The sequence below is a fragment of the Aeromonas sp. JL9 genome, assembly GCF_024436075.1.
GTDB classification, from domain to species: Bacteria; Pseudomonadota; Gammaproteobacteria; order Enterobacterales; family Aeromonadaceae; genus Aeromonas; species Aeromonas veronii.
Genome location: NZ_JANFNV010000003.1, coordinates 36791 through 63136, shown reverse-complemented (window position 1 = coordinate 63136; position 26346 = coordinate 36791). Strand labels below are relative to the sequence as shown.

Genomic DNA, 26346 nt, shown 5'->3' with positions numbered 1-26346 from the left:
TAGCCACCAAAAATCAGATTCATCTGCACTCGATATCGATTTAGCTGATACCTGAGCCACCAAAAATTGAAATATTCATCGTATTGCCACTCCCCTAAGCTCATTGCTGGTTAACAGGATGTTAACGCCCATGGTGGCGTTCCTTCACCTGATGCAAGTCAACACAATGCAAGGAGTGCATGATGAAATTGACCCCTCTGATGCTGGCTCTTGTTCCGGCGCTGCTGGCAGGCCAGACCCTGGCTGCCCCGACCGAGCTCGGCAAGGGTGAAGGCCAGCTCAATATCGTGGCCTGGGCTGGCTACGTTGAGCGTGGCGAGACCGACAAGAACTACGACTGGGTGACCGGATTCGAGAAAGAGACCGGCTGCAAGGTGAACGTCAAGACGGCGGCCACCTCGGACGAGATGGTGGCCTTGATGAACGAGGGGGGCTTCGATCTGGTGACCGCCTCCGGCGATGCCAGTCTGCGTCTGATTGCCGGTGGCAAGGTGCAGCCACTCAATCTGGCGCTCATCCCGAGCTACAGCAAGATTGATCCCCGGCTGCAAAATGCCCCCTGGCACACTGTGGATGGCAAGCACTACGGCGTGCCCTACCAGTGGGGCGGCAATATCCTGATGTACAACACCAAGGTGTTCCCCAAGGCACCGGACTCCTGGAACGTGGTATTCGAGGAGCAGACCCTGGCGGATGGCAAGTCCAACAAGGGGCGGGTGCAGGCCTTTGACGGCCCGATCCACATCGCCGATGCCGCCCTCTATCTGATGACCCATCAGCCTGCCCTGGGCATCAAGGATCCTTACGAGCTGAACGAGGATCAGTACAAGGCCTCCCTCGATCTGCTGCGCAAGCAGCGCCAGCTGGTGGGACGCTACTGGCATGATGCCTTCGTCCAGATCGATGACTTCAAGAACGAAGGGGTGGTTGCGTCAGGCTCCTGGCCGTTCCAGGCCAATGCCCTGATCGCCGACAAGCAGCCCATCGCCACCACTGTGCCGAAAGAGGGAGTGACCGGTTGGGCCGATACCAGCATGGTGCACAGCGATGCCAGGAACCTCACCTGCGCTTACAAGTGGCTGGAACACTCCCTGAGCAACAAGCTGCAGGGGGATCTCGCCGCCTGGTTTGGCTCGGTGCCTGTGGTGCCTGCCGCCTGTGAGGGCAATGCCCTGCTGGGCCCGACTGGGTGCAAAACCAACGGTATCGACAACTTCGATCGGGTTCGCTTCTGGCGCACTCCGGTCTCCCAGTGCAAGAGCCAGGGAACTTGCGTGCCCTATTACCGCTGGGTTTCCGACTATATCGCCATTCTGGGCGGCCGCTAAGGCGGGGTGAGCAAGGTGGTCGGAACCGCTGCCACCTTGCCAACGGCAGGGGCGCTTCGCCTCCTCTGCACGACTGCCGAGAGCGGATAATCAAGCGGGCCGGACAGGAGTCCGGCCCATCCCTGCACAGACAAGGACGCCCCATGAACGCCGTACAATTTGACCGGGTCAGTCGCCACTATGGCGAGGTGAAGGCGGTCGATGACATCTCTTTCCAGATCCCCTCCGGGGAATTTTTTACCCTGCTGGGGCCGAGCGGTTCCGGCAAGACCACCTGCCTGCGGATGATCGCGGGCTTCGAGTACCCGAGCGAGGGGGAGATCCGCCTGTTTGGCGAACCCTGCTCCACCGTGCCGCCCTATGATCGCAACCTCAACACCGTGTTTCAGGACTATGCCCTGTTTCCCAACATGGATGTGCGCGACAACATCGGCTATGGCCTGATGCTCAAGGGGGTGGCCAAGGCACAGCGTTACCGCAAGGTGGACGAGATGCTGGAGCTGGTGCGACTGCCCGGGGTTGGCAAGCGTCGCCCAAGCCAGCTCTCCGGCGGCCAGCGCCAGCGCATCGCCATCGCCCGGGCCCTCATCAACCAGCCGCGCATCCTGCTGCTGGATGAGCCGCTGGGTGCCCTCGATCTCAAGCTGCGAGAGCAGATGCAGCTTGAACTCAAGGCGCTGCAACGCCAGCTTGGCATCACCTTTATCTTTGTCACCCACGATCAGCAGGAGGCGCTCTCCATGAGCGACCGGATCTGCATCTTCAGTCAGGGCAAGATCGAGCAGATTGCCGCCCCCGATACCATCTACGATGCTCCGGCGACGCCGTTTGTGGCCCGCTTCGTCGGTACCGTCAATCTGTTCGAAGGGGATCAGGCCAGACGGCTGTGCGGTGACGGTAGCCAGATGATGGTGCGCCCGGAGCGGATCCGGCTCGCTGAGGCTGGCACGCCGGGCTGGTCGGGGGAGATCCGCGAGGTGGAGTATCTGGGCCCCTTCGTCCGTTATCGGGTTGATCTCGGGGAGCAGCTCGAGATCATCGTCAATCACCCCAATGAGGGGCAGGCCCGTCTGGCCCGTGGCAGCAGGGTCAGCCTCAGCTGGCCGGAGCAGGCCATCCATCGCCTGAGCGGCGCCCATCAGGGGGCGCAGCCATGAGTGCCCCTCACAGTGCGAGTCTTGCCATGAACCATCAGCCCGAACCTGCCCGTTTCAGGCCGCTGCGGCGCCTCTCGACCCTGCTCTATGGTCGGCCCGGCCTGCTGCTGGCGATCCTGCTGGGGCCGCCGCTGCTGTGGCTCGGCATCATCTATGTCGGCTCCTTGCTGATGCTGCTCTCCAACTCTCTGTTCGGGCTGGACGAGTTCAGCGGTCAGGTGCGCCACGAGCTGGGGCTGCAAAACTTCGTCGCCCTGCTGCGGCCGGAGAATCTGGATGTGATCGGCCGCACCGTCGGCATGTCGCTGCTGGTGACCCTGGCCTGCGCTCTGCTCGGTTTTCCGGTTGCCTACTACATGGCGCGCTACACCAGTGGCAAGACCCGGGCGCTGTTCTATGTGGGGATCATGCTGCCGCTCTGGTCCAGCTATCTGGTGCGGGTCTACGCCTGGAAGCTGATTTTGGCCAAGGAGGGGGTGGTGAGCTGGCTGGCCGACAGCATGGGGCTGGAGTGGCTGCTCGATGCCATCCTCTCGCTGCCGGTGATTGGGGGCCCGTCGCTCTCTTTTTCGCGGCTCGGCACCTTTATCGTGTTCGTCTACGTCTGGCTGCCCTTTATGATCCTGCCCATTCAGGCGGCGGTGGAGCGTATTCCGCGATCCCTGCTGGAGGCGAGCAGCGATCTGGGGGCGACACCCGCCCAGACCTTTCGCAACCTGATCCTGCCGCTGGCGTTGCCCGGTGTGGTGGCGGGCTCCATCTTCACCTTCTCGCTGACCCTGGGTGATTACATCATTCCCGGCATCATCGGCAACTCGACCATGTATATCGGTCAGGTGGTCTACATGCAGCAGGGAACGGCGGGCAACCTGCCATTCGCCGCCGCCTTCTCGCTGGTGCCAATCCTCATCATCGCCATCTATCTGGCGATTGCGAAACGGTTAGGAGCCTTTGATGCGCTTTGACTCTATCGCTTTGAACCGGCAGCAAGGAGGCCGTCATGTCAGCTAGCTCAGTGATCAGTCAGGGAGAGCGCCCTTCGGGCCTGCTCAAGTACGCCGCCATCAGCGGACTCTTGTTCCTGCACTTTCCCATTCTGTTTATCTTCCTCTACGCCTTCACCAGCGAGAGCAAGAGTTACCAGTTTCCGCCCCCCGGACTCACCCTCAAGTGGTTCGAGGTGACCCTCAATCGCCCCGATGTGTGGCGTGCCATCCAGCTGTCGCTGGAGGTTGCTGGGCTGGCGACGCTGGCGGCCATGATCCTCGGCACTCTGGCGGCAGGGGCCATTGCCCGCAGCCGCTTCTTCGGTCAGGAGGTGGTGTCGCTCTTGCTGGTGCTACCCATCGCGCTGCCCGGTATCGTCACCGGTATCGCGCTGCGCTCGGCCTATGGCCTGATGGAGATCCCGTTCAGTTTCTGGACCATCGTTATCGGCCACGCCACCTTCTGTGTGGTGGTGGTCTACAACAATGCGCTGGCCCGTTTTCGCCGCACCAACCAGAGCATCATCGAGGCGTCGATGGATCTCGGGGCCGACGGCTTCCAGACCCTGCGCTACGTGATCCTGCCCAATCTGGCCACGGCGCTGCTGGCGGGGGGCATGCTGGCCTTTGCCCTGAGCTTTGACGAGGTGATCGTCACTACCTTTACGGCGGGCCAGCAGACCACCCTGCCCATCTGGATGTATCAGGAGCTGATCCGTCCCCGAGACAGGCCGGTCACCAACGTGGTGGCCCTCATCATAGTGGCCTTCACCACTATCCCCATTTTGCTTGCCTACTATCTCACTCGCGACACCCACGATGTCGCTGGCAGTGGCAAATGATGACTCAACGCGTGCGCAAGGATGCAACCATGAAACTCTCTACCCAACTCTTGATTGATGGCCAGTTTGTGACCGGCGAGGGGCAGGCCGAACCCATTCTCAACCCGGCCAACGGCGAGCAGATCGTCGCCGTGCCCGAGGCTTCGTTCGAGCAGGTGAACCGGGCGGTGAACGGTGCCCAGCGTGCCTTCGCCCAGTGGAGCCGCACTACCCCTGCCCAGCGCAGCAACCTGCTGCTGCGTCTGGCGGATCTCATCGAGCGCCACGCCGAGGAGTTTGCGGCGCTCGAATCCCTCAACTGCGGCAAACCCTATCTGGCGGTACTCAACGACGAGTTGCCCGCAGTGGTGGACTGCTTCCGCTTCTTTGCCGGAGCGGCCCGCTGCCTGCAAGGGCCGCTGGCGGGGGAGTATATCGAGGGGCACACCAGTATGATCCGCCGTGATCCCATAGGTGTTGTGGGCAGTATCGCCCCCTGGAACTACCCGCTGATGATGGCGGCCTGGAAGATGGCGCCGGTACTGGCGGCGGGCAATACGGTGGTGCTCAAACCTTCCGAGCAGACCCCGCTCACCGCACTGCGCCTTGCCGAGCTGGCCAGCGAGATCTTCCCCCGCGGCGTCATCAACGTCATCTGCGGGCGAGGCGAGAGTGTGGGGGCGCCGCTGGTGGAGCACCCGCTGGTGCGGATGGTGTCGCTCACCGGCGATATCGCCACCGGCCAGAAGATCCTGCAAAGCGCTGCCCGTACCATGAAGCGCACCCACCTTGAACTGGGGGGCAAGGCGCCGGTGATCATCTTCGACGATGCGGATCTGGAGGCGGTGGTGGCGGGGATTCGCACCTTCGGCTTCTACAACGCTGGCCAGGATTGCACCGCCGCCTGCCGTATCTATGCCCAGGGCAAGATCTACGACAAGTTCGTCGCCGCCATGACCGATGCGGTGGCCTCCATCAAGGTGGGCAGCCAGTACGAGGAGGGGGTCGAGATGGGGCCGCTTATTTCGGACAGACAGCGCAACCGGGTCGCCAGCTTTGTCGAGCGGGCCCAGAGCAGCGGTCATGTGGAGGTGACGGCGGGGGGCAAGATCCGCCCCGGCAACGGCTTCTTCTTCGAGCCGACCCTGATTGTCGGGGCCCGTCAGGAGGATGAGATCGTGCGCCGCGAGGTGTTTGGCCCCGTGGTGTCGGTGACCCGTTTCAACGATGCCGAGCAGGTGGTGCAGTGGGCCAACGACTCGGACTATGGTCTCGCCTCGTCGGTCTGGACCCGGGATTTGAGCCTCGCCAGCAAGGTGGCCAGCCACCTGCAATATGGTTGCACCTGGATCAACACCCACTTCATGCTCACCTCCGAGATGCCTCATGGCGGCATGAAAATGTCGGGCTACGGCAAGGATCTCTCCCTCTATGCGCTGGAGGATTACACGGTGCCGCGCCATATCATGGTCAAGTTGTAGTGGGGATTGGTTAGCGGGTTGTCACAATTTATTTACAACTGTTTCAGGCAGCCGACTCATGGGTCGGCTGCTTTTTTTGTTGCCATTTCGTTACAGTGAAACCGTGATGAAACGGCAAGGCGCCTTGATGTGGCGCCAGAGGATGGAACCGCTATGGCAACCTTTTACACCGCCCACCAACCGGATGCTGACGGGGTGATCCACTACAGCAACGAGGAGCATGGCACCTGGCAGATCCTGATCGAACGCCAGTTCACCGCCCTCGATGGCAAGGGGTGTGACGAGTATCTGGCCGGTCTCGACAGGCTGGGATTGCCCCGTGATCGCATCCCCCAGTTGGCCGAGATCAACGCCGTTTTACAGCCTGCCACCGGCTGGTCGGTGGCGGCGGTGCCTGCGCTCATCTCATTCGATCGCTTCTTCGCCCTGCTGGCCAATCGCCAGTTTCCGGTGGCGACCTTTATCCGGCGCCGGGACGAGCTCGACTACCTGCAAGAGCCCGATATCTTTCACGAGATCTTCGGCCACTGCGCCATGCTGACCAATCCGGCCTTTGCCCACTTTACCCACCTCTACGGTCAGTTGGGGCAGCAGGCGAGCAAGGAGCAGCGGGTCTTTCTGGCGCGGCTCTACTGGTTCACCGTGGAGTTTGGCCTCTTGGCGACGCCAGACGGGCTGCGCATCTACGGTGGCGGCATTCTCTCCTCCATCGGTGAGACCGCCTATGCCCTCTCAGGCCAGCCGCTGCTGCAACCCTTCGATCTGTTGACTGTGCTGCGCACCCCGTATCGCATCGACATCATGCAGCCCACCTATTTTGTGCTGCCGAGTCTCGATCACCTCTACCGGCTGACCGGGGAGGTGATCATGGCTGCTCTGGCGGAGGCCAGTCGGCTTGGCCTCTATCCGCCGCGCTTTGAGGTAGCCTCCGGCAAGCAGGCGAGCTGATTAAAAGCAAACAACCCTATTTCATATTCATTAATTTTTCATTAATTCAAGCAGGAGTAACCCATGTCCGAACTGGCCAGCCAGCAGTGTGAAGCGTGCCGCGCCGATGCCCCCAAGGTGAGCGATGAGGAGCTGCGCGAGCTGATGCAGCTTATTCCCGACTGGCAGCCGCTGGTGGAGGAGGGGGCGCTGCAACTGCGGCGGGAATTTACGTTTCGCAACTTCAAGGAGGCGCTGGCCTTTACCAACCGCCTGGGGGAGCTGGCGGAAGCGGAGTTCCATCATCCGGCCATCCTGACCGAGTGGGGTAAGGTGACCGTCAGCTGGTGGACCCACAAGATCGGCGGCTTGCACCGCAACGACTTCATCATGGCTGCACGCACGGATGAGCTGCTGAAGTGAACGCCACCACTCATCCAGTGAGCGATATGGTGATCGTCAGCTGGTGGATGCATAAGATCGGCGGTTTGCATCGCAACGACTTCATCATGGCGGCGCGCACTGATCAGTTGCTCCGGTAATCGCGCCCCACAGCAGCGTCATCGATTGACCCGGGCCTGCCTGCGAAAGCGGGGCAGGCCCGCATTTTTATGGGCTGGCGCTCGCACTGGGGGGATCGAGACTGTATTATCCGCTCATTCATAGAGTTAGCTAGGAAGTGTGTCCCGAATGCGTCTTGAAGTCAGCTGTGAAGACCGCCTGGGCCTGACCCGGGAACTGCTCGACCGCCTGGTGGAGCACAATATCGATCTGCGCGGCATCGAAATCGATACCTCAGGCATCATCTATCTCAACTTTCCCGAGCTGGAGTTCAGTGATTTTCAGCACCTGATGCCGGAGATCCGCCGCATTCCCGGCGTCTACGACGTCAAGACCATCCCCTACATGCCTTCCGAGCGAGAGCACCACGAAATCGAGGCGCTGCTCAAGGCGCTGCCGGATCTGGTCTTCTCCCTCGACAGCAAGGGCAAGGTGACCCAGGCCAACCAGTCGGCCCTCACCACCCTCGGCTTGCCGGTGGAGGAGGTGCGCGGCGTGGCGCTCGGTTCGCTGGTCAAGGGCTTCTCCTTCACCCGCTGGCTGGAGGCGAGCGAGATCAAGCCGCAGACCTGCAAGCTCAGTTTCAATGGCGAAGAGTATCTGGCGGATCTGATGCCGCTGTTCGTGGCAGAAGCTCGCGGCAAGCAGGCGCTGGCCGGTGCCGTGGTGGTGCTCAAATCTGCCCGTCGGGTCGGCCTGCACTTCAGCGCGCTTCATGCGGTGGAAGTGGGGGGCTTCGAGCATCTGCAGGCCGAGAGCCCCAAGATGAAAGAGGTGCTGTCGCAAGCGCGCAAACTGGCGATGCAGGATGCGCCGCTGCTGATCGTCGGCGAGACCGGCACCGGCAAGGAGCTGCTGGCCCGCGCCTGTCACGGGGCCAGCCTGCGCTCCAGCCACCCCTTTATGGCCCTCAACTGCGCGGCCATGCCCGATAACGTGGCCGAGAGCGAGCTGTTTGGTTATGCCCCCGGCGCCTTTGGCAACAACACCGAGGGCAAGCGCGGCGTGCTGGAGCTGGCGAGCGGCGGCACCCTGATGCTGGACGAGATCGGCGACATGTCTCCCCATCTGCAGACCAAGTTTTTGCGGGTGTTGCAGGATGGGGTATTCCGCCGGGTCGGTGACGAGCAGGAGGTGAAGGTCAACGTGCGTTTCATCTGCACCACCCAGAAGCAGTTGCTGGATCTGGTGCACGAAGGAAGCTTCCGCGAGGATCTCTACTATCGCCTCAACGTGCTCAGTCTGGCGCTGCCACCCCTGCGCGAGCGCAAGGCAGACATCATGGTGCTGGCCCAGCAGTTTGTCTCCCGCTTTGCCAGCGAGTTGCAGCGACCCCGTCCGCGCTTTACCCGCAACATGGCCGACTACCTGACCGCCTATCGCTGGCCGGGCAACGTGCGCCAGCTGCGCAACTGTCTCTACCGCGCCATGACCCTGCTGGAAGGGGATGAGCTGGGGCCCGAGCAGATCGATCTGCCGGTGGCGGCCGATACCATGCCGCTGATCGACGAGTGGTTTGAGGGGAATCTCGACGATGCGGTGAAGCGCTTCGAGAGCCAGCTGCTGGCCCGGCTCTATCCCGCCTTCCCGTCGACGCGCCAGCTGGCCAAACGCCTGGGCGTGTCGCATACCGCCATCGCCAACAAGCTGCGAGAATACGGCATCAGCAAGAAGTGATTTCCGTCTTGTTGCCTGCCACCAGAGAGCCCGTTACCAGACGGGCTCTCCGTTTTCTTTACACGAACTCGGTAGATGATGGCGGGGTGAGACTTGTCAGGCCAGTGTCAGCCAACTTACTATCTGGGTTCATGTACCCGAACCGCAATGCCATAGCAGCGGTATTGTCAAGGCGACCACCTCCCGATCATGCTGTTACTCTTTTCCCCCCGTTTAACTGCCCGTCTGGCGCTCCTGTTGGTTGCGTTTGGCCTGCTGTTGCCCCGCGCGCTGGCGGAAACGGCCGCAGAGAGCCGGGCGACGGCGGTCAGGGAGCTGGTGCTCGATATCATGAGTTACACCCGCTGGCCCACCGAGCCTGCGGTGCTGCGGATGTGCGTGGCGGCGCCGACCGAATATGCCGGCGCTCTCTTTACCATCGATCGTCAGGCCAATGGCCGTACCGTGCAGGTCCATCGTTACGAGGCGAGCGATCCGGCCATCAGCGATCACTGCGATGTGCTCTATCTGGGAGTGCTCGACGAGCCGACCCGGATTGCGCTGTTTGCCCGCCTGCAGGGACACCCAGTGCTCAGCATCAGCGAATACAACCACGACTGCTCCACCAGCTCGGTGTTCTGCCTGCAGACCTCGTCGGACAGCGTGCGGGTGCGGTTTAAAGTGAACCTCGATGCCCTGGCCCTGAGCGGCGTGCGGGTGCATCCCGCCGTGCTCAAGCTGGCTCATGCCGACAAGGGGGTCCCATGAGACGACAGGTGAGCGCGGCTCCCCGCCGTCTGACCCTGCGTCAGAGCCTGGGGCGAACCCATCTGGTGGCCGCCATCACAGCCGTCAGCGTGGCGGGACTCTTTTTTACACTGGTGGCCCTGCTGGTAGTGCGTTTTTACGCCGACCACAATCTGGAGCTGGTAGCCCGCGCCATCAGCTACAGCGCCGAGGCGGCGGTGGTGTTCCACGATGAGGAGGCGGCGAGCGAGGCGCTCAGCGGCATCGTTGCCAAGGAAGAGGTGGCCCAAGCCACTATCGTGCTGACCAATGGTCAGCTGCTTGCCAGTTGGGAGCGCCCCAGAAGCAACCCGCTGGTGACGCTCGAAGACTATCTGGCCCAACTGCTGATGCCGGGGCCTGTCAAGCTCCCCATGCTGCGGGGTGGTGAGCAGATCGCCACCATCGAGCTGCGTGGCCACGGTGAATACCTGCTGCTGTTTTTGCTCTCGGCGCTGCTGGCGATGGTGGTTTGCCTGATGCTGAGCGCCATGGTGGCACTCTATGTGGCCGACCGGATGCAGGTCTCCATTACCGCACCGCTGCGCAAACTGGCACTTGTCGCCCACTCGGTACGTCGACAACGCACCCTGGGGATGCGGGCGCCACCGGCCGATATCGTCGAGATTAACGAACTGGGGGATGACTTCAACTCCCTGCTGGACGAGCTGCAAGCCTGGCAGGCCCAGCAGGCCCGCGAAAATGCCAGCCTGCTCCATCAGGCGACTCACGATGCCCTCACCGGACTGCCCAATCGCGCCCTGTTTGAAGCGCGGCTCGCGCAGGCCATCTCCCTCGGCGAGCAAGAGGGGTTTGCGCTGCTCTATCTCGACTGCGATCGTTTCAAGCAAATTAATGACACGCTGGGGCACAACGCCGGTGACGATGTGCTGATCGCGCTCTCAAGACGGGTGCAACATCAGCTGCGTCCGGACGATCTGGTATTTCGCCTCGGTGGTGACGAGTTTGCGGTGCTGGTTGGCCCACTCCAGCGACAGCATGAGGTGGAAGAGGTGATTGGCCGCATCCAGCAGGCGATGAGCGAACCGGTGGCGCTGCGTGACGGTCGTCAGCTGGTGGCAGAGGTGAGTGTCGGCTTCGCCGTCTATCAGGCGGGCATGAGTGCCAGTGTGCTGTGTGATCAGGCCGATGCAGCCATGTATCTGGCGAAACGGGCCCGCCGCAGCGAACAGCAAACCATCGCCTGACTGGCAAGAATAACAACATAAACAAGGAGCAAACCATGAAGATCACCCACCTGTTGAAAGTGACCCTGCTGGGGTTGATGTTGTCACTGCTGGCCGGTTGCCAGAGTGCCCCCAAAGGGTTGACCCCGGAGCAAATCGCCGTGCTCAAGGAGCAGGGCTTTTATCTGACCGATGAGGGGTGGACGCTGGATCTGGCCAACCGGGTGTTGTTTGCCAACAACGTGGGGGCGCTCAATCCCCAGACTCGCCAATCCGTTGAAAAACTGGGTAAAACACTGCTTGGCGTAGGGTTGGACAAGGCGCGGGTGGATGGCCACACCGATAATACCGGCGAGAGCAGCTACAACCAGCAGCTCTCCCTGAAGCGGGCCCAGTCGGTGGCCGATGTGTTGGTCTCGGTCGGCATGAAACCTGCCAATCTGGAGATCCATGGCCGTGGCGAGACCATGCCGCTGGCGGATAACAAGACCAGAGAGGGCCGGGCCGCCAACCGCCGGGTTGCCATCGTCATCAGCGATCAATAACCTTTTCATCGTTTCGTTACCCATAAAAAAAGAGCGCCCGATCGGCGCTCTTTTTGATCGCGACAGCTGGGGTCGCGAGGGCATAGGGTTACTGCGCGCTATTTTGCCCGTTATTGTCGTGATGGCTGCGCAGGCGGATGTTGATCATCTCCACCACCAGCGAGAAGGCCATGGCGAAGTAGATGTAGCCCTTCGGAATATGCAGGTCCATCCCCTCGGCCATCAGGGCGAAACCGACCAGGGTGAGGAAGGAGAGGGCCAGCATCTTGATGGTGGGGTGGGCATCGACGAAATCACCGATGGATTTGGCGGCAAACATCATGATGAAGACGGCGATCATGATGGCCAGCACCATCACCGGCACGTGATCGGCCATGCCGACTGCGGTGATCACCGAGTCGAGGCTGAACACGATATCGAGGATGGCGATCTGGATCAGGGTGCTGATAAAGCCCGAGGCCGCTTTGCTGACGCTCTCCGGCTCGGCCGCCCCTTCCAGGGTGACGTGGATCTCGTGAGCACTCTTGCCGATGAGGAACAGGCCCCCCAGCAGCAGGATCAGATCACGGCCGGAGATGGCTTCACCCAGCACGGTGAAGAGCGGATCGGTGAGGCGCATCACCCAGGCCAGCGAGAGCAGCAGCAGGATCCGGGTACCCATGGCGAGCCCCAGACCCAGAATGCGCGCTTTTTGACGCTGCGCCTCCGGCAGGCGACCTACCAGGATGGAGATAAAGATGATGTTGTCGATGCCCAGCACGATCTCGAGCAGGGTAAGGGTGGCGAGTGCGACCCAGGCAGAGGGATCAAGAACCCATTCCAGCATGATTGAACCTTGGTTGAAAATTGGTTGGAAAATTGAAGCAGCGCATTCTAGCAGGGGCGCCACTGCTTGTCCCAGAGGGGGGAAAAGATAAAAATGGTGGCCATCGCAAGGGAGGCAGGCATGTTTCGATTAGGGTTCATCATTAATCCGGTCGCCGGGATTGGCGGCGCAGTGGGGCTCAAGGGCAGTGACGGTGTGGTTGCCGAGGCGCTGGCCCGAGGCGCTGTGCCCAAAGCGCAGGAGCGGGCGCGGCAAGCCTTGTTGCCACTGTGCGAGCTGAATGTCCCGTTCGAACTGCTGACGGTGGCGGGAGAGATGGGGGAGACGGTAGCCCGAGCTCTGGGATTGCCTTGTCGGGTCATCTATCAACCGGTCGGGGAGAGCACCTCGGCCGATGATACCCGCCACGCCGCCGAGTTGATGCGCGAAGCCGGGGTCGATCTGCTGCTGTTTGCCGGTGGCGATGGCACGGCGCGGGATATCTGCGCCGCGGTGGGGGAGTCTTGCCATGTGCTCGGCATTCCCGCGGGGTGCAAGATCCACTCCGGCGTCTACGGGGTGACGCCTGCCGCCAGCGGGCGGGTGGTGGCGCGGATGATCGCAGGGGAACTGCTCAGCCTGATCGATGCCGAGGTGCGCGACATCGACGAGGAGGCGTTTCGCGCGGGCAAGGTGCGGGCCCGCCACTACGGCCAGCTGAAGGTGCCCGGTGATCTGCGTTATGTGCAGGCGGTCAAGCAGGGGGGAAAGGAGTCCGAAGAGCTGGTGCTGGCGGATCTCGCCGCCGGTGTGGTGGAGCAGATGGAGCCCGATACCCTCTATCTGATGGGCTCCGGCAGCACGGTGGCAGCCTGTATGGCAGAGCTCGGTCTGGAAAATACTTTGCTCGGTGTGGATCTGGTGGAAAATGGCCGACTTATCGGGCAGGATCTCAGCGCCGCCGAGATCCTGACCCGGATCCGCGGCCGTCGCTGCCGACTGATCATTACCCTGATAGGCGGACAGGGACATCTGTTCGGGCGCGGAAATCAGCAATTGAGTCCTGAGGTGATTCGGTGTGTCGGGCTGGAGAATATCCAGGTGCTGGCAACCAAAGCCAAGCTTGCCGCCCTTGCGGGCAGGCCGCTGCTGGTGGACACCGATGATCCGCAATTAAACCGGGCGTTGCGTGGTTATCTGCGAATAACCACGGGATACAAGGATCAGGTCATCTACCCGGTGGCCAACCCGGAATAGGACGCCAAGGACGCTGCTGGCCTGGCGCCAGAGAGCTGCAATCAACCGGATTGCGGTTCCATACCCCCGAATTTTTTGCCGCAAATGAGGCTGCGTTACATGACGATTCACGATTTTGAGCACAAGTTGTTGGGACTGATCGACAGCATGGTTGCCACCGCGACCGACGATGAGCTGTTTGCGGGGGGTTACCTGCGAGGTCATATCTCATTGGCCGTTGCCCGGGCCGAGCTGGAAGGCAAGACCCTGGTGCGGGACGTCAAGAGCTATGTGCTGCGCAGCCTCAACGAGGCGATCTTGCAAGGTGAGCTTTCTGAAGAGGATGAAAAACTGGTGCAGGCGATGTGGAGTCGTTTGCAACAAGACGCAGAAGCTTGATCGGATACACAATTCAAACTGAAGTTTGAGTTTATTCTTCCCCTGAAGTTAGTGAAAGGTTAATAATAAGTTTCGCCTTTTGTTTCAGGGATTAAACTATGGCCTCCTCCTCACGCATTGCCAATAAACTGCCGCTCGAGATGCTCTATCACTGGGAGCGGCAGTGTCCTGATCGAACCTACCTGCGTCAAACCATCAACCGCGAATATGTCGATTTCACCTGGGGTGAAGTGGCCGATGAAGCGCGGCGGATGGTGACGGCCTTGCGTCACCTCGGTCTGGTGGCCGGTGACAAGGTGGCGCTGCTCTCCAAGAACTGCGCCCAGTGGTTTATCGCCGATCTGGCGATGCAGATGGGGCAGTATGTGAGCGTGCCCATCTACCCGACTGCCAACGTCGACACCATCGAATATGTGCTGCGTCACAGCGAGGCCAAGGCGATCTTCGTCGGCAAGCTGGATGACTGGAAGAGTCAGGAGGCGGGCGTACCCGCCGATCTTCTGCGCATCGCCTTCCCCTACGACACCATGCCGGCCAGCCACCAGTGGGATGACCTGCTGGAGGCGCATGAGCCGATCCCTGACAGCCCGGTACAGGCCCCTGACTCCCTGCTGAGTCTGGTCTACACCTCCGGCAGCACCGGCAAGCCGAAAGGGGCCATGCTGAGCGTCGAGCGTTACGCCTGGTCGTGCGAGAAGCTGGTGGAGACGGTGAGCCTGAGCCAGGCCGATCGGGGCTTCTCCTACCTGCCGCTAGCCCACATTACCGAGCGGGTCTACATCTACGGCGGAAGTCTCTATGGCGGCGCTACTATCGCGTTCCCTGAATCCCTCGACACCTTTATCGAGGACGTCAAACGCTGCCGTCCCACCGTTTTTATCTCGGTGCCGCGGCTGTGGGCCATGTTCCGCATCAAGATCCACGAGAAGCTGCCCCAGAACAAACTGGCGTTGCTGCTCAAGATCCCGCTTATCTCAGGCCTTATCAAACGCAAGCTGCAAAAGGGGTTGGGACTGGATCAGGCCCGAGTACTCGGCTGCGGCTCCGCGCCTGTCTCTCCTGCGCTGCTTGAGTGGTATCTGAGCATCGGCCTCAAGGTGACTGAAGCTTGGGGCATGACCGAGAACCACGCCTACTCCACCATCAACTACCCGTTCCGCGCCGACAAGATCGGCACCGTCGGCAAGGCGGGGATCGGAGTGACCATCAAGATCTCTGACGAGGGGGAGATCCTCTGCCGCTGCGAAGGGATGATGCTGGGTTACTACAAGGATCCCGAGCACAGCGCCGAGGCCATCGATGCCGAGGGGTGGCTCCACACCGGCGACATGGGCAAGCTGGACAAGGAGGGTTATCTCACCATCACCGGCCGGATGAAGGATGTGTTCAAGACCGCCAAGGGCAAGTATGTGGCGCCGGTGCCCATCGAGGGGCTGCTGGGTCAGGAGCCCATCATCGAACAGCTCTGCGTGATTGGTTACGGTATGCCGCAGCCCATTGCGCTGGTGCAACTGGCCGAGAGCGCCATGAAGGGCAATCGGGAGGAGGTCAACGCCAGACTGGAAGCGGCGCGGGTTCGGGTCAACGATCAGCTGGAATCTCATGCCAAAATTCGCGGCATTCTGGTGGTGAAAACCCCCTGGAATATCGAGAACGGCGTGCTGACTCCCACCATGAAGATCAAGCGTCACCTGCTGGAGCAAAAGTACGCCCAGGTCGGGGATCGCTGGCCCTCATCCCAGGTGGTGGTGTGGGAGGAGTAAATCCCGTCTTTCCATAGCCCAACAAACAACAACGGCCCTTGATGGGCCGTTGTTGTTTGTTGGGCATCTCACTCGCCGCCATTTGGCGGGCAAGTGAGGTGCGTGCTCCCGGTTAGATCTGCGCCAGCGCGGCGGCCAGATCGGCGATCAGATCGTCTGCATCTTCCACCCCGATGCTGAAGCGGATGAGGTCGTCATTGACTCCGGCAGCGAGGCGGCTCGCCTCGTCCATGGCGGCGTGGGTGGTACTGGCTGGATGGCAAGCGAGACTCTCGAGATCCCCCAGACTCACCGCCTGCACGAACAGCTGCAGGTTATCGAGCAGGGTGGCACAGCGCTCAAACCCGCCTTCAAGTTCAATACTCACCATGCCGCCAAAGCCGCTGGCGAAGGCGCCGAGGGCATCATGGCCCGGATGGTTGGCAAGCCCCGGGTAGATCACCTTCTTCACCGCCGGATGGGCGGCCAGAAACTCGGCCACTTTCTGCGCATTGTGCAGGTGGGCATCCATCCGCAGCGGCAGGGTCTTGACCCCGCGCTGCAGCAGGTAGGCCTCCTGCGGGCCGATGGGGGAGCCGATATGCTTGAGGGCCACGGTGCGGATGGACTTCATCAGGGCGTGAGAGCCCGCCACCACCCCGGCGATGATGTCGCCGTGGCCGCCCAGATATTTGGTGCCGCTGTGCATCACCACATCGACCCCGAGCTCCAGCGGACGCAGCAGGTAGGGGGTGAGGAAGGTGTTGTCACACACTGTGATGGCGCCCACCTTGCGGGCCGCTTCCACCACCAGCCGCGGATCCACCACCTTGAGGGTGGGGTTGGTCAGGGTTTCGAACAGTACCACCTTGGTGGCGGGGCGGATGTTGGCCAGCAGATCCCGATCGCTCTCGTAGGCGGTGACTTTTATGCCGGCGCGGCTGAAGGTTTGCTTGAGGAAGGCATCGGTGCCGCCGTAGAGCGGACCGATATATGCCACCTCATCGCCGCTGTCGGCCAGGGCATACATGATGGCGCTCACCGCTGCCATGCCGCTCGCCACCACCAGCGCTTCATCGGCACCTTCAAGCGCCGCCAGTTTCTGCTCAAGCTCGGCGGTTGTGGGGTTGCCAAAGCGGCTGTAGATAAAGCCGGGGGCCTGACCTGCAAAGCGCTCCTTGCCCGCCTGGGCGTTGAAGTAGCTGAAGGTGCTGCTCTGGTAGAGCGGGGTGGTGAGGGCGCCGGTCTGGGGATCGATCCGCTGGCCGCTGTGTACGCTCATGGTCTTGAATTTCATCGTGTTGCTCCGTGATGGCCAGGCTCTGGCCATGACTGGTTGTGTTTTGTTGTTCGTTACATGTTGTGTTTTGTCTGGGCGGGTATATCCATGCTGCTTGTGGCTTATGCATATACCCGCCTGCGGATCTTTGCGCTGCTTAGGCCGGTATCGCTTCGCTTTCAGCGCGTGGAAGGCGAGCGGGTTCCACCGGCCCATAGTGGCGCGCCGCCACATCCGGGTGGGATCGCAGCCGCCCTTTCAGCACGTTCTTCCCCACCTGATTAAAGAGCGGGTTGGTCGGGTCACTCTCCGGCCCTTGCGCCTGCGCTGCCAGCTCTGGGGAGAGGCTGAGCAGCGGCACGGTGGCATCGAGCCGCGCCGCCATAAAGAAGGCGCAGGAGAGACGCGAGACGCCAGGCGGCGGGCTTACCACCCGATGCAGGGTCGCCTTGAGATAGCCGTTGGAGGCCAGCTCCAGCAGCTCGCCGATATTGACCACCAGCGCTCCCGGCAGGGGGGGCGCGGAGATCCAGCCGTCGGCCGTCTCGACCTCAAGCCCCGAGTGATTGTCCTGCATCACCAGCGTCAGGTAGCCGGGATCCTTGTGGGCGCCGACCCCCTGACTGCTGCTGCCCGCCTCTTGCCCCGGGTAATGAATCAGCTTCATGTGCTGGTAGGGGGCGCCGCGGATGCTGTCGTCAAACACGTTGGCCGGTTGCTCCAGCACCTCGGCAAAAGCGGCTAGCAGGGTGAGGGTGATGTCGCTCAGCCGCTCCTGCCGCGCCAGCAGATGGCCTTTCATCTCGGGAAAAGTAGTCGGCCACTGGTTGGGGCCGATCAGCCGCTGCCATGGTTCACGGATCAGGGCCGCAGGCAGGGCTTGCGCCTCATTCATGATATCGAACTGCTCCCGCAGATCCGGCTGCTGGCGGGTCAGCTCGGCACCGACCCGGTTGTAGCCGCGAAAGTGGGGGCTGTTGACCATCTGCACCGCCAGCTTCTCCTGCTCCGGCAGGGCAAAGAAGCGCTCAGCCAGCGCCAGAGTCTCTAGCATCTCAACCTTGCTCAAGCCGTGGCCGACCAGATAGAAAAAGCCCACATCGCGGGCGGCCGCGGCCAGCCTGGCCAGCATAGGGCGACGCACCTCGGGCGCCCCGTTGAGGGCAGCCAGATCGATGATCGGCAGTGGTGAATGTTCCATGTGCACCTCCTCACTCTTTCGTTATCTCTGGCGCCATCTCTTCTGCTGCCTCTGGTGCGGGCAGGTCTGATGAGCGGCAAACGGGATGGCACGACAGCGTGGCTGTTTGCTCTTGCGGTGTGGCGCCATCTGGAATGAAGGGGATGCTACTGTTCGGTGTTATAAGACGGAAACAACAAATTATTCTTAGTTATATACAAAATTCGAAATGGAATTCGGCGTCTGATGGGCCGAAGGTTTTTTTGCGCAGCCATTGTGGGGTAAAGGGGCAACGATGAGGGGGAGAGTGATAACCAGAGGCAAGCTGCCAGTGGCAAAAATGACCAAAACAGAAAATGGCCAAAACAGAAGGGAGGCGGATGCCTCCCTTCTGGTTGAGCGGTTTTTCACCTGACCGGGTGCGTAGGCGAGTGACCGCGTATTCTGGCCTTAACCGCCTGCTGGCTCTCAGTAACCCAGGGTAAAGCGCTGGCGCTGGTGAGCCGGTTTTTCCACCTCGTTCAGCACACCGTCAGCCAGATCACCGGCGGTGATCCCGGCAGGCTGTTCGCCGCTAAAGAGCACCTGATCGCCACCAATCCGATAGCCGCCGCGCTTCTCGCCCGGCTCCAGGAACACCGGGGGAGAGACAAAGCGCCAGTCGAGAGCGGTTTCACGGCGCAGGGCGGTGAGACCGTCGCGGGCCGCCAGTGCCCCCTGTTTCCACTCGGCCGGAAACTCCGGGGTATCCACCAGTTGCACGCCGGGGGCGACCTCCAGACTGCCGGCGCCACCTACTACCAGCAACCAGCTGTTGGCCGCTTTGGCTGCTGCGACAATCGCGTTGGCGCCCTTGAGGTATTGGTCGTAGATATCCGGTGTGGTCCAGCCCGGGTTGTAGGCGCTGATCACCCGATCGTGCCCCTTGAGCACCTCGGCCAATGCCTGCGGGTTTTGGGCATCCACCGCCATGGCGGTGACCTGCGGATGGGCGGCCACCTTGCTGACATCGCGGACGATGGCGGTGACGTGATGGCCGCGGCTGATGGCCTCGTTCAGGATGGCTGAACCGACAAAACCGCTGGCACCGATCAGGGCAATCTTCATGGGGAACTCTCCTTCACTGTTGGAATGGGGCTATCCTACGCTGCCATTTATGATTTAATAATAACCTCAAAAATGCATTCACTTATAAGCTGGATTTAATAATGGAACAGCTCAGACGTTACGCCATCTTCGCCGCCGTGGTGGAAGCGGGCAGCATGACAGGGGCTGCCAAATCCCTTGGCATGACCCCCTCCGCCGTCAGTCAGCATATCAGCCAGCTCGAAAGCCTGCTCGGACTGCCCCTGCTCCATCGCTCCACCCGTCGTCTCAGTCTGACCGAGGCGGGAGAGGTGGTGTGGCAAGGGTGTCGGGCGTTGCAGCAGACTCTGAGCGAGACCGAGCTGCGCCTCTCGGAGGTGCGCGACGCCCTGCTCGGGGAAGTGCGGATCACTGCCCCAGTGGGGATGGCGGGCCAGCCACTGGCGCTGGCCCTCTCACCGCTGCTGCAGGCCCACCCCGGCCTTACCATCCAGATCATCGCCGACGACGAGAAACGGGATCTCATTGCTGAGCGGATCGACGTGGCATTGCGGGTCGGCACTTTGCCCGATTCGACCCTGGTGGCCCGCAAACTGGGGCAGACCCGGATGCTGCTCTGCGCCGCCCCCGCCTATTTGGCGCGCAAGGGGACGCCGCGCATCCCCACCGATCTGGCCACCCACGACTGGCTCTGTGGCGACATGCTGGGCAACGGTTTGCTGCTGCTCGATGAGAAGGGGGGCGAGCACAGGGTGAGGTTCAAGGCCAAGGTGCTCTGCAATAACGTGTTGCCCTTGCGCCAGTTTGCGCTGGCGGGGCAGGGGATCTCGCTGCAGCCGGAGGGAGAAATTGGCGAGGATCTGGCGCAGGGGCGTCTGCTGGAATTGCTGCCCGGTTTTCGGGTGGCACCGATGGAGATCCACGCCATCACGCCGCAGCGGGAGATCCCGGAGAAAGTGCGGCGGGTGGTGGAGGCACTGCGCAGCTATTTCGGCACGACGATGTCGTCATGAGCTGCGCCTTAATGGTTGAGAAAAGGCCCCCGATTATCCTGAAGGGAAATTATCCATAAGGCGGTTTGTCGAGAAGAGCGATAGCCCGGATGAGGAGATGGGCATGCTTGACTGTTAAGCATACTTAAAACGAACTGACGGCCCGCACCTGATCTTTGAGCCAATTAAGCCCGGTATCCTGACCGGAGCTCTTGTGCCAACTCATGTAGACGGGGCAATCCTCCGAGAGCCAGGGGAGGGGATAGCTGGCCAGATCCAGCGCCTGCCCCAGCTTCTCCATGTGCCACTGGCTGGCGACGCAGAGCCAGTCGGTACGACTCACCAGATGAAGAGCGGTGAGCAGGGAGTCGCTCTCGTAGGCAATCTGGCGCGGCGGCAGCGGCGCCTTGGTCAGGGTGTTGAGCAGCAAGCTGTCGAGCCGCCTGGTTTGCAATACCACGTGCTTTTCGTTGAAGAAGGTGGCCATGTCGGGGGCTTGGCGGATCCTGGGGTGATCCTTGCGGCAGGCGATGCGCAGGGCCTGGGACATGATCTGCTCGTTTTCGATCCCCTGCTCCGCCATCGGCTTGGTGGCCAGCACCAGATCCACGCTGTGCAGATAGAGGCTGTTCTGGCGCAGGGCTTCGTCCTGCACCTGGGTGTTCCACTCCAACTGACAGTTGGGGGCTTGGGTCTGCAGCAGGTTGTTGAGCTCCGGCAGGAAGAAGATATCGATATCGGGCACCCCCGCGATGCGAAAGGTGCGCCGACTGGTCTGGGGATCAAAGAGATCGGTGCGCTGCAGGCTGCGCTCCATGTCGTGCAGCGGCACCATGATCTCGTGGTGCAGACTGAGCGCTCGCGCCGTGGGGGTGATGCCGCGTCCCTGGCGGACAAACAGCGGCTCGCCCACCAGGGTGGTCAGGCGGCTGATGGCCTGGCTGATGGCCGAGGGGGTCATCTCCATCATCTCGGCGGCCGTGGTGACACCACCATAGCGGATCACCGCATCGAGGACGCGAAAGAGATTGAGATCGACTTGAGACATGGTGGCTACCGTTAAGCAAGATTAAACAGTTAACATACTGAACAGCCTCTTGTCCGGCCAGCATTCCCTACGATAACTGTGATGTTTCCCTCTCTATTCGTCACCTTTCATCTTGCCGCGAATGCGATCGAGCCTGTTTTGCAGCCATGCTTGAGCCCGGCAGGTGGCCCGCGGCATAGAGTAGCGCGACCAGCAGCAAGCCGCCCAGAAAGAGCCAGCGAGCGCTTCCCCAATGGCCGCTGTCCGTCATCAGGGCCGCCAGCAACAGGGGGCCAAGCAGCTGACCGAAGTTGGCGAGCTGGACAAAAAAGCCCTGCACGATGGCCAGTTGCACCGGCCCCTGACTCACTCCCTGCGCAGACGAGAGGATGGCTGGCGGCGCCATACCGCCCGCCAGGGAGAGGGCGAGGCAGAGTCCATAGGCCCACCACGGCGACAGGCCGGGCCAGAAGGCGAGCATGCCGCACAGCGCCATCAGACCCAGTGCCCAGCTGATGAGCCGATCTCGCGCCATGCCCCTGCGCAGCAGCCATGCCCCCAGCAGGTTGCCGGGAATATTGGCGACCACCGCCAGCGCCGAGAGCAGGGCGATCTGGCTTTGGCCAATCCCGGGAGTGCCTTGCAACATGGTTGGCAGCCAGACAAAGAGCGCCCATAGCATCAGGCTGTAGAGCGTGAACGCCAACCCGTAGCGCCAGAGTGCCTTCTGCCGGAGCACCGTGAGTTGGCGCAGCGGGTGGCCCGAGTTGATCGAGTTTTGGGGTGCCCCTCCCCGCAGTTTATCTGCCGAACGACTGGCGAGCAGAAGCAGCAGGGCCGAGAGTTGCAGAGCCATCAGGATCAGCCAGGCCAGCCGCCAGCCACCTTGCGCCGTGAGCCAGGGGGTGATCAGCATACCCGCCGCCGCACCGAGGGGCAGGTTGACCGCCCACAGGCTCAAGGCCAGCCGTTTATCCTCCTCCCGGGTCACCGCCACGATAAAGGCGGGCATGGCCACCGAGACCAGCAAAAAGCCAATCCCCTCGACAATGCGCGACAGCAGCATCATGGCCAGCCCGGTGGCGGGCAGCGCCAACGCACCGCCTGTGACGATAACCAAAAGCCCGACAACCCCGGTTTGCCGCCCACTCCAGCGGGTCAGCAACAGGCCGAGAAAGATACTACAGAGGATCGCCAGCGTATTGAAAGCTGAGGCGAGATAGCTGGCTTCGACCAGTGTCAGCCCCAGCTCGCTGCGCAGTATGCCGAGTACGGCGGGCACTTTGCCAAGGCAGAGGGCGCCGCTGGCACCGGCAAAAATGGCGAGGAAGACCAGAGGCCAGCGCGTGCTTTGTGGCTGGTGGCCAGTGAGCGTGCTCATGGCCGATATTGGCCGTTGTGCAGCCACTCATCGTTGAGCTGGCCAAGTTCGCCGCGCTGATAGGCATGCAGCCGATCCGCAATGGCGTCGTGGCTGTTCATGACGAAGGGGCCATGTTTGACCAGGGGTTCATTGAGTGCCTGGCCTGAGAGCAGCACGAAGTGGCATGGCTCGGTGGCCTCAAACTGCAGAGCCACCGCCTCGCCGCCATCGGCAGAGAGGCTGACACCCATCCCGTGACCTGCCGGGATGAGGTGCCGCTCTCCCTCAGCCTGCAAAGTCAGCGATCCGGTCAGGGGATAGATCATGGCATTCCAGCCTGCCGCCAGCAGATGGGTGAAGCGGCTGCCGGGCGCGCAATGGCCATCGAGCAGGGTAAAGGGTTGGGGCAGCTCTGCCGAGTGTGGCGCCGTTATCCCGTTGCTGTGGCCTGCGACCACCCGTACTCGCACCCCTTCGCCATGAAATTCGGGGATGGTGGCAGCGGCTGCGTGGACGGCAAAAGGCGACATCATCTTTTGACGGGCAGGCAGGTTGACGAAGATTTGCAGGGCGTGGACATAGGGCGATGCCCCCTCCGGCTGCTCGGTATGTACGGCCCCGCGCCCGGCCGCCAGCCAGTGGAGCGCGCCCGGTTCGATGGGGCCCTGATTGCCGAGGGAGTCGTAGTTGACGTGGGGGCTTGTCGAATCCTCGAACAGATAGGTGACGGCAGAGATCCCGGCGTGGGGATGGGGCTCGAAGGTGGGGGCGGTCATCTGGAAGTGATCCACCATCACCACGGGGTCTATCAGACCGTTGAAAAAGTGTTCGCCAAAATGGCTGGCTGCAAAGCCGCTGCCAATACGCAGCGGTTGGCCCTTGACGGGGGCGGAGAGAGTCAGGCGTCTGGTCATCGATATAACCTCTTGAAGACAAAAGATGCCTTCGGTCATCTGACCGAAGGCGGGGCGAGTTACGACTTCTTGGCACCCCCTTGCATCTGCCACACCAGGGTGGCGAAAGGCATGTCGAGGGCGCTGTAGACATCGTGCGCCTTGGGGTCGACGTTGCTGCGCAGCATCTCGACCGCGGCGGAGGCGTAGTCGGTGACCGGGATACCGGCCCCCAGCAAGCGTTGCAGCCCAGTGGTGCGCTTGGCTTCGTTGAAGGTGCCGGAGGCATCGAGCACCACCCGGGCATCATAGCCGGCAGCCTTGGCAGAGAGGGCCGGGAAGCTGGCGCAGATCTCGAGGGATACCCCGGCGATGAGCAGCTGTTTGCGGCCGGTCTTCTCAATGGCGGCGCGCACGGCGGGATCGTCCCAGGCGTTGATGACGGTGCGGTTGATCACCTTCACATCCGGCAGGGCACTGGTCAGTTCGGGCATGGTGGGGCCCCACATGCCATCGGGCATGGTAGCGGTCACGATCACCGGCACGCCGAGGGCGCGGGCGGCGTTGGCCAGCGCCACCACGTTGTGTTTGAGCTCGCCCACCGTGGTGTCGCGCACGCCGCTCAGCAAGCCGACCTGATGGTCGACCAGCAGCAGTACCGCATTGTCTCGGGAGAGCATCTCCAGATAGCGGTTGGGTGATACAGTCGGATGGCTGGCAGCCTCGGCGGCCATGGCCGGTGTCGCTGTGGTGGCCAGCGTGGCGGTCAGGGTCGACAGACCGAGCAGGGTGGCAGAGCAGATTTGTCGCAGTTTCATGGTGAACTCCTTGTGATATCGGAACAGTCAAACGGCCCTTGCTGGTGGGGCGGATTGCCCGTGCAGCAACCGTCTGATGGGGACAGGGCCATTATGATGGCTGCAAATATGGCGACAATCTGGTGAAATAGGTTCTTATCGTTCTATTGGTGGAACGATGTGAATGCACCTCACCCTTACCAAGGCAGCCCGATGACACCACTGGAACTTGATTTGAATGATCTCTATCTCTTCACCCATGTGGTGCAGCGACAGGGATTCACTGCCGCCGCGCGGGCGCTTGGCGTACCCAAGTCGCGGATCTCGCGCCGGATCCGGCTGCTGGAGGAGCGGCTGGATACCCGGCTGCTGCAACGTACCTCGCGCCAACTCAGCCTGACCGATGCCGGTGAGGTGCTCTATCGCCACTGTCAGGCGATGCTGGCTGAGGCGCAGGCCGGAGAGGCGGCAGTGCGGCAACGGCAGCAGGAGCCGAGCGGTCTGGTGCGGATCAGCGTGCCCATTACCATCGCCGATGCGCTGCTCGCCCGCTTGCTGCCCACTTTTATGGCGCAATACCCCAAGGTGAGACTCGCCGTGCAAGCCAACAATCGGCAGGTGGATCTGCTGGAGGAGGGGCTGGATGTGGTGATCCGCGGGGTAGCCTTCGAGCAGCCCCCCTCCAGCCTGGTGCAGGTACCGCTCTGTACGGTGCAATGGGGCGTGCTGGCGACCCCGGCGTGGCTCTCCCGCCACAATGCGCTGGCGCATCCACGCCAGCTGGAAGGAGAGGATGCCCTGCTTTTCAGCTCGCTGGAGCGTCAGGCCGATTTGCTGCGGCTGCGGCACGACAGTGGGGAGAGTGAGGAGGTGGCGGTCAATGTGCTGCTGCGCAGCGACAATGTGCAAACCCTCAAACAGGCAGCGCTGGCGGGGCTCGGGATGGTGGGCTTGCCACTTTACGCCTGCGTGAATGAGCTGGCGGATGGGCGGCTGCAACAACTGCTGCCCGAGTGGCGTCCCAAAGATGGCAAGCTGGTGATGCTCTATCCCGCGCGGCGCGGTCTGTCACCGGCGGTCAGGGCCCTCATCGACTTTATCAAGGCGCAGTTGCCTGCTCTGCTGGCAGAGGTTGGTCAGCCACGCTGAGGAGAGCTATCCCTCCATCTTGGTGCGAATGCGCCCGAACAGACTCTGCAGGCAGGCTTGATCCCGATCGGCGGCCCGCACCGCGCCGTACATATGGCGACGAATACCACTGCCGAGGGGGCGGGAGCAGAGCATCCCCTGTCTGACAAACTCGTCGCTAGCCCAGCGCGGCAGGGCGGCAACGCCGAGTCCTGCGGCGGCCATCTGCAGCATCACCGAGGTGTTGTCCACCGGCTTGCAGCGGGCGGGCTCCACCCCGGCGGGTTGCAAAAAGCGGCTGAAGATATCCATGCGGCTGCGCTCCACCGGATAGACCAGCAGCACCTCCGGCCCCAGATCGCCCGGCTCGATGTGGCTCCGGTGGCAGAGGGGATGAGCCGGTGCCATCACCAGAGTCAGATCAAAAGCAAACAGCGGCTCGAAGTGGAGATCGCCGCGGGCCTGCACGTCCGAGGTGAGCAGCAGGTCGAGCTGGCCGCCTAGCAGGGCATTGATGGCATCAAAGCCCGGCACCGACTCCACCTCCAGATCCACCCCAGGCCACTGGCGGCGAAAATCGGGCAACAGCGGCAGCAGCCACTGGATGCAGCTGTGGCAATCGAGCGCCAGATGCAGCCTGCCCGCATCGCCGCTCTGCAGGGCTTGCAACTGTTTCTCGGTCTGGGCCAGAGCGGGCAGTACCTGACGGGCGAGGGCGAGCAGCTGGCCGCCTGCCGCGGTCAGCACCAGCGGGCGGCTTTTGCGCAGGTAGAGCTCCAGATTGAGGCGGGTCTCCAGCTCTTTGAGCTGGTGGGAGAGGGCGGACTGGGTGAGGTTGAGGGTCAGCGCCGCACCGGCCAGCGAGCCCTGCTCGGCCAGCGCGGTCAATGTTTTCAAGTGTTTGATCTCTATCCCTGCATTGCTTGGCACTGCCATAAGATGGCTCCTTGTGAGATTGCGTATGGCGCTGAGGTTGCGGTCGGC

General features: G+C 62.0%; 26 protein-coding genes. 17 read left to right on the top strand and 9 right to left on the bottom strand.

Features of this window, described 5'->3' with window-relative positions:
• Window positions 1–182 precede the first annotated feature (182 nt).
• From NOM06_RS03860 to NOM06_RS03805, 12 genes are all read left to right on the top strand, one after another.
• On the top strand, window positions 183–1328 hold the full coding sequence (locus NOM06_RS03860; RefSeq protein WP_255910045.1) for an ABC transporter substrate-binding protein: 1146 nt from the start codon (window positions 183–185) through the stop codon (window positions 1326–1328).
• A 143-nt stretch (window positions 1329–1471) separates the two neighbouring features.
• Window positions 1472–2485 (top strand): ABC transporter ATP-binding protein, encoded by a 1014-nt coding sequence (locus NOM06_RS03855; RefSeq protein ID WP_255909965.1) that lies wholly within the window; start codon window positions 1472–1474, stop codon window positions 2483–2485.
• Window positions 2482–3450: an ABC transporter permease gene (locus NOM06_RS03850; RefSeq protein WP_005346227.1), complete on the top strand. Its 969-nt coding sequence runs from the start codon at window positions 2482–2484 to the stop codon at window positions 3448–3450. The genes NOM06_RS03855 and NOM06_RS03850 overlap by 4 nt, the downstream gene beginning before the upstream one ends.
• Before the next feature lie 35 nt (window positions 3451–3485).
• Window positions 3486–4313, top strand: a complete 828-nt coding sequence (locus NOM06_RS03845; protein WP_255909964.1) for an ABC transporter permease — start codon at window positions 3486–3488, stop codon at window positions 4311–4313.
• A 29-nt stretch (window positions 4314–4342) separates the two neighbouring features.
• Window positions 4343–5773, top strand: coding sequence for a gamma-aminobutyraldehyde dehydrogenase (locus NOM06_RS03840; protein ID WP_255909963.1), 1431 nt, complete (start codon window positions 4343–4345; stop codon window positions 5771–5773).
• Between the two features lie 153 nt (window positions 5774–5926).
• Window positions 5927–6721: a phenylalanine 4-monooxygenase gene (gene phhA / locus NOM06_RS03835; RefSeq protein ID WP_255909962.1), complete on the top strand. Its 795-nt coding sequence runs from the start codon at window positions 5927–5929 to the stop codon at window positions 6719–6721.
• 63 nt (window positions 6722–6784) lie between these two features.
• A complete protein-coding gene (locus tag NOM06_RS03830; RefSeq protein WP_019444917.1) occupies window positions 6785–7123 on the top strand; it encodes a 4a-hydroxytetrahydrobiopterin dehydratase in 339 nt (112 codons plus the stop codon).
• Entirely contained in the window at window positions 7120–7242 is a 123-nt protein-coding gene (locus tag NOM06_RS03825) for a 4a-hydroxytetrahydrobiopterin dehydratase (protein ID WP_370688904.1), read from the top strand. Before NOM06_RS03830 ends, NOM06_RS03825 begins: the two co-directional genes overlap by 4 nt.
• Window positions 7243–7390: 148 nt before the next feature.
• On the top strand, window positions 7391–8938 hold the full coding sequence (tyrR, locus tag NOM06_RS03820; RefSeq protein WP_107684923.1) for a transcriptional regulator TyrR: 1548 nt from the start codon (window positions 7391–7393) through the stop codon (window positions 8936–8938).
• 189 nt (window positions 8939–9127) lie between these two features.
• The gene (locus tag NOM06_RS03815; protein WP_201995378.1) at window positions 9128–9685 is read left to right on the top strand and encodes a YfiR family protein; all 558 of its coding nucleotides are present in this window, start codon (window positions 9128–9130) and stop codon (window positions 9683–9685) included.
• The gene (locus NOM06_RS03810) at window positions 9682–10911 is read left to right on the top strand and encodes a diguanylate cyclase domain-containing protein (protein WP_005333644.1); all 1230 of its coding nucleotides are present in this window, start codon (window positions 9682–9684) and stop codon (window positions 10909–10911) included. Before NOM06_RS03815 ends, NOM06_RS03810 begins: the two co-directional genes overlap by 4 nt.
• 35 nt (window positions 10912–10946) lie before the next feature.
• A complete protein-coding gene (locus tag NOM06_RS03805) occupies window positions 10947–11435 on the top strand; it encodes an OmpA family protein (protein WP_005333642.1) in 489 nt (162 codons plus the stop codon).
• A gap of 88 nt (window positions 11436–11523) precedes the next feature.
• On the opposite strand, the gene NOM06_RS03800 is transcribed toward NOM06_RS03805, so the two are convergent.
• A complete protein-coding gene (locus tag NOM06_RS03800) occupies window positions 11524–12261 on the bottom strand; it encodes a TerC family protein (RefSeq protein ID WP_005352619.1) in 738 nt (245 codons plus the stop codon).
• Window positions 12262–12381: 120 nt separating this feature from the next.
• On the opposite strand from NOM06_RS03800, the gene NOM06_RS03795 reads away from it, so the two are divergent.
• The 3 genes from NOM06_RS03795 (at window position 12382) to NOM06_RS03785 (ending at window position 15638) form a co-directional block, all read left to right on the top strand.
• Window positions 12382–13497 carry an ATP-NAD kinase family protein gene (locus NOM06_RS03795; protein WP_255909961.1) on the top strand — a complete coding sequence of 372 codons (1116 nt, stop codon included), beginning with the start codon at window positions 12382–12384 and terminating at the stop codon, window positions 13495–13497.
• 99 nt (window positions 13498–13596) lie between these two features.
• Complete coding sequence (locus NOM06_RS03790; protein WP_005333639.1) at window positions 13597–13875, top strand: YfcL family protein; 279 nt, start codon at window positions 13597–13599, stop codon at window positions 13873–13875.
• A 98-nt stretch (window positions 13876–13973) separates the two neighbouring features.
• Window positions 13974–15638, top strand: coding sequence for an AMP-binding protein (locus tag NOM06_RS03785; protein WP_005333638.1), 1665 nt, complete (start codon window positions 13974–13976; stop codon window positions 15636–15638).
• Between the two features lie 112 nt (window positions 15639–15750).
• Here the strand turns inward: NOM06_RS03785 and NOM06_RS03780 are convergent, their stop codons facing one another.
• The 3 genes from NOM06_RS03780 to NOM06_RS03770 all read right to left on the bottom strand — a co-directional run bounded on the left by NOM06_RS03780 (window position 15751) and on the right by NOM06_RS03770 (window position 19183).
• Window positions 15751–16914: a PLP-dependent aspartate aminotransferase family protein gene (locus NOM06_RS03780; RefSeq protein WP_042052882.1), complete on the bottom strand. Its 1164-nt coding sequence runs from the start codon at window positions 16912–16914 to the stop codon at window positions 15751–15753.
• Window positions 16915–17053: 139 nt separating this feature from the next.
• Window positions 17054–18097, bottom strand: coding sequence for an isopenicillin N synthase family oxygenase (locus NOM06_RS03775; RefSeq protein ID WP_255909960.1), 1044 nt, complete (start codon window positions 18095–18097; stop codon window positions 17054–17056).
• A 447-nt stretch (window positions 18098–18544) separates the two neighbouring features.
• Complete coding sequence (locus NOM06_RS03770) at window positions 18545–19183, bottom strand: NAD(P)-dependent oxidoreductase (RefSeq protein WP_255909959.1); 639 nt, start codon at window positions 19181–19183, stop codon at window positions 18545–18547.
• A gap of 101 nt (window positions 19184–19284) precedes the next feature.
• On the opposite strand from NOM06_RS03770, the gene NOM06_RS03765 reads away from it, so the two are divergent.
• Window positions 19285–20175, top strand: coding sequence for a LysR family transcriptional regulator (locus tag NOM06_RS03765; RefSeq protein ID WP_255909958.1), 891 nt, complete (start codon window positions 19285–19287; stop codon window positions 20173–20175).
• Window positions 20176–20299: 124 nt separating this feature from the next.
• Here the strand turns inward: NOM06_RS03765 and NOM06_RS03760 are convergent, their stop codons facing one another.
• The 4 genes from NOM06_RS03760 to NOM06_RS03745 all read right to left on the bottom strand — a co-directional run bounded on the left by NOM06_RS03760 (window position 20300) and on the right by NOM06_RS03745 (window position 24255).
• Window positions 20300–21202 (bottom strand): LysR family transcriptional regulator, encoded by a 903-nt coding sequence (locus NOM06_RS03760; RefSeq protein WP_005352600.1) that lies wholly within the window; start codon window positions 21200–21202, stop codon window positions 20300–20302.
• A gap of 100 nt (window positions 21203–21302) precedes the next feature.
• Window positions 21303–22562 (bottom strand): CynX/NimT family MFS transporter, encoded by a 1260-nt coding sequence (locus NOM06_RS03755; RefSeq protein WP_159158761.1) that lies wholly within the window; start codon window positions 22560–22562, stop codon window positions 21303–21305.
• Entirely contained in the window at window positions 22559–23458 is a 900-nt protein-coding gene (locus tag NOM06_RS03750) for a pirin family protein (protein WP_255909957.1), read from the bottom strand. Before NOM06_RS03750 ends, NOM06_RS03755 begins: the two co-directional genes overlap by 4 nt.
• 59 nt (window positions 23459–23517) lie before the next feature.
• Window positions 23518–24255: an isochorismatase family protein gene (locus tag NOM06_RS03745; protein WP_255909956.1), complete on the bottom strand. Its 738-nt coding sequence runs from the start codon at window positions 24253–24255 to the stop codon at window positions 23518–23520.
• Window positions 24256–24447: 192 nt separating this feature from the next.
• Between NOM06_RS03745 and NOM06_RS03740 the strand changes: the two genes are divergently transcribed.
• Window positions 24448–25383, top strand: a complete 936-nt coding sequence (locus NOM06_RS03740) for a LysR substrate-binding domain-containing protein (protein ID WP_255909955.1) — start codon at window positions 24448–24450, stop codon at window positions 25381–25383.
• Between the two features lie 6 nt (window positions 25384–25389).
• Here NOM06_RS03740 and NOM06_RS03735 read toward each other — a convergent pair whose 3' ends face one another.
• On the bottom strand, window positions 25390–26298 hold the full coding sequence (locus NOM06_RS03735; protein ID WP_255909954.1) for a LysR substrate-binding domain-containing protein: 909 nt from the start codon (window positions 26296–26298) through the stop codon (window positions 25390–25392).
• Between the last annotated feature and the right edge of the window lie 48 nt (window positions 26299–26346).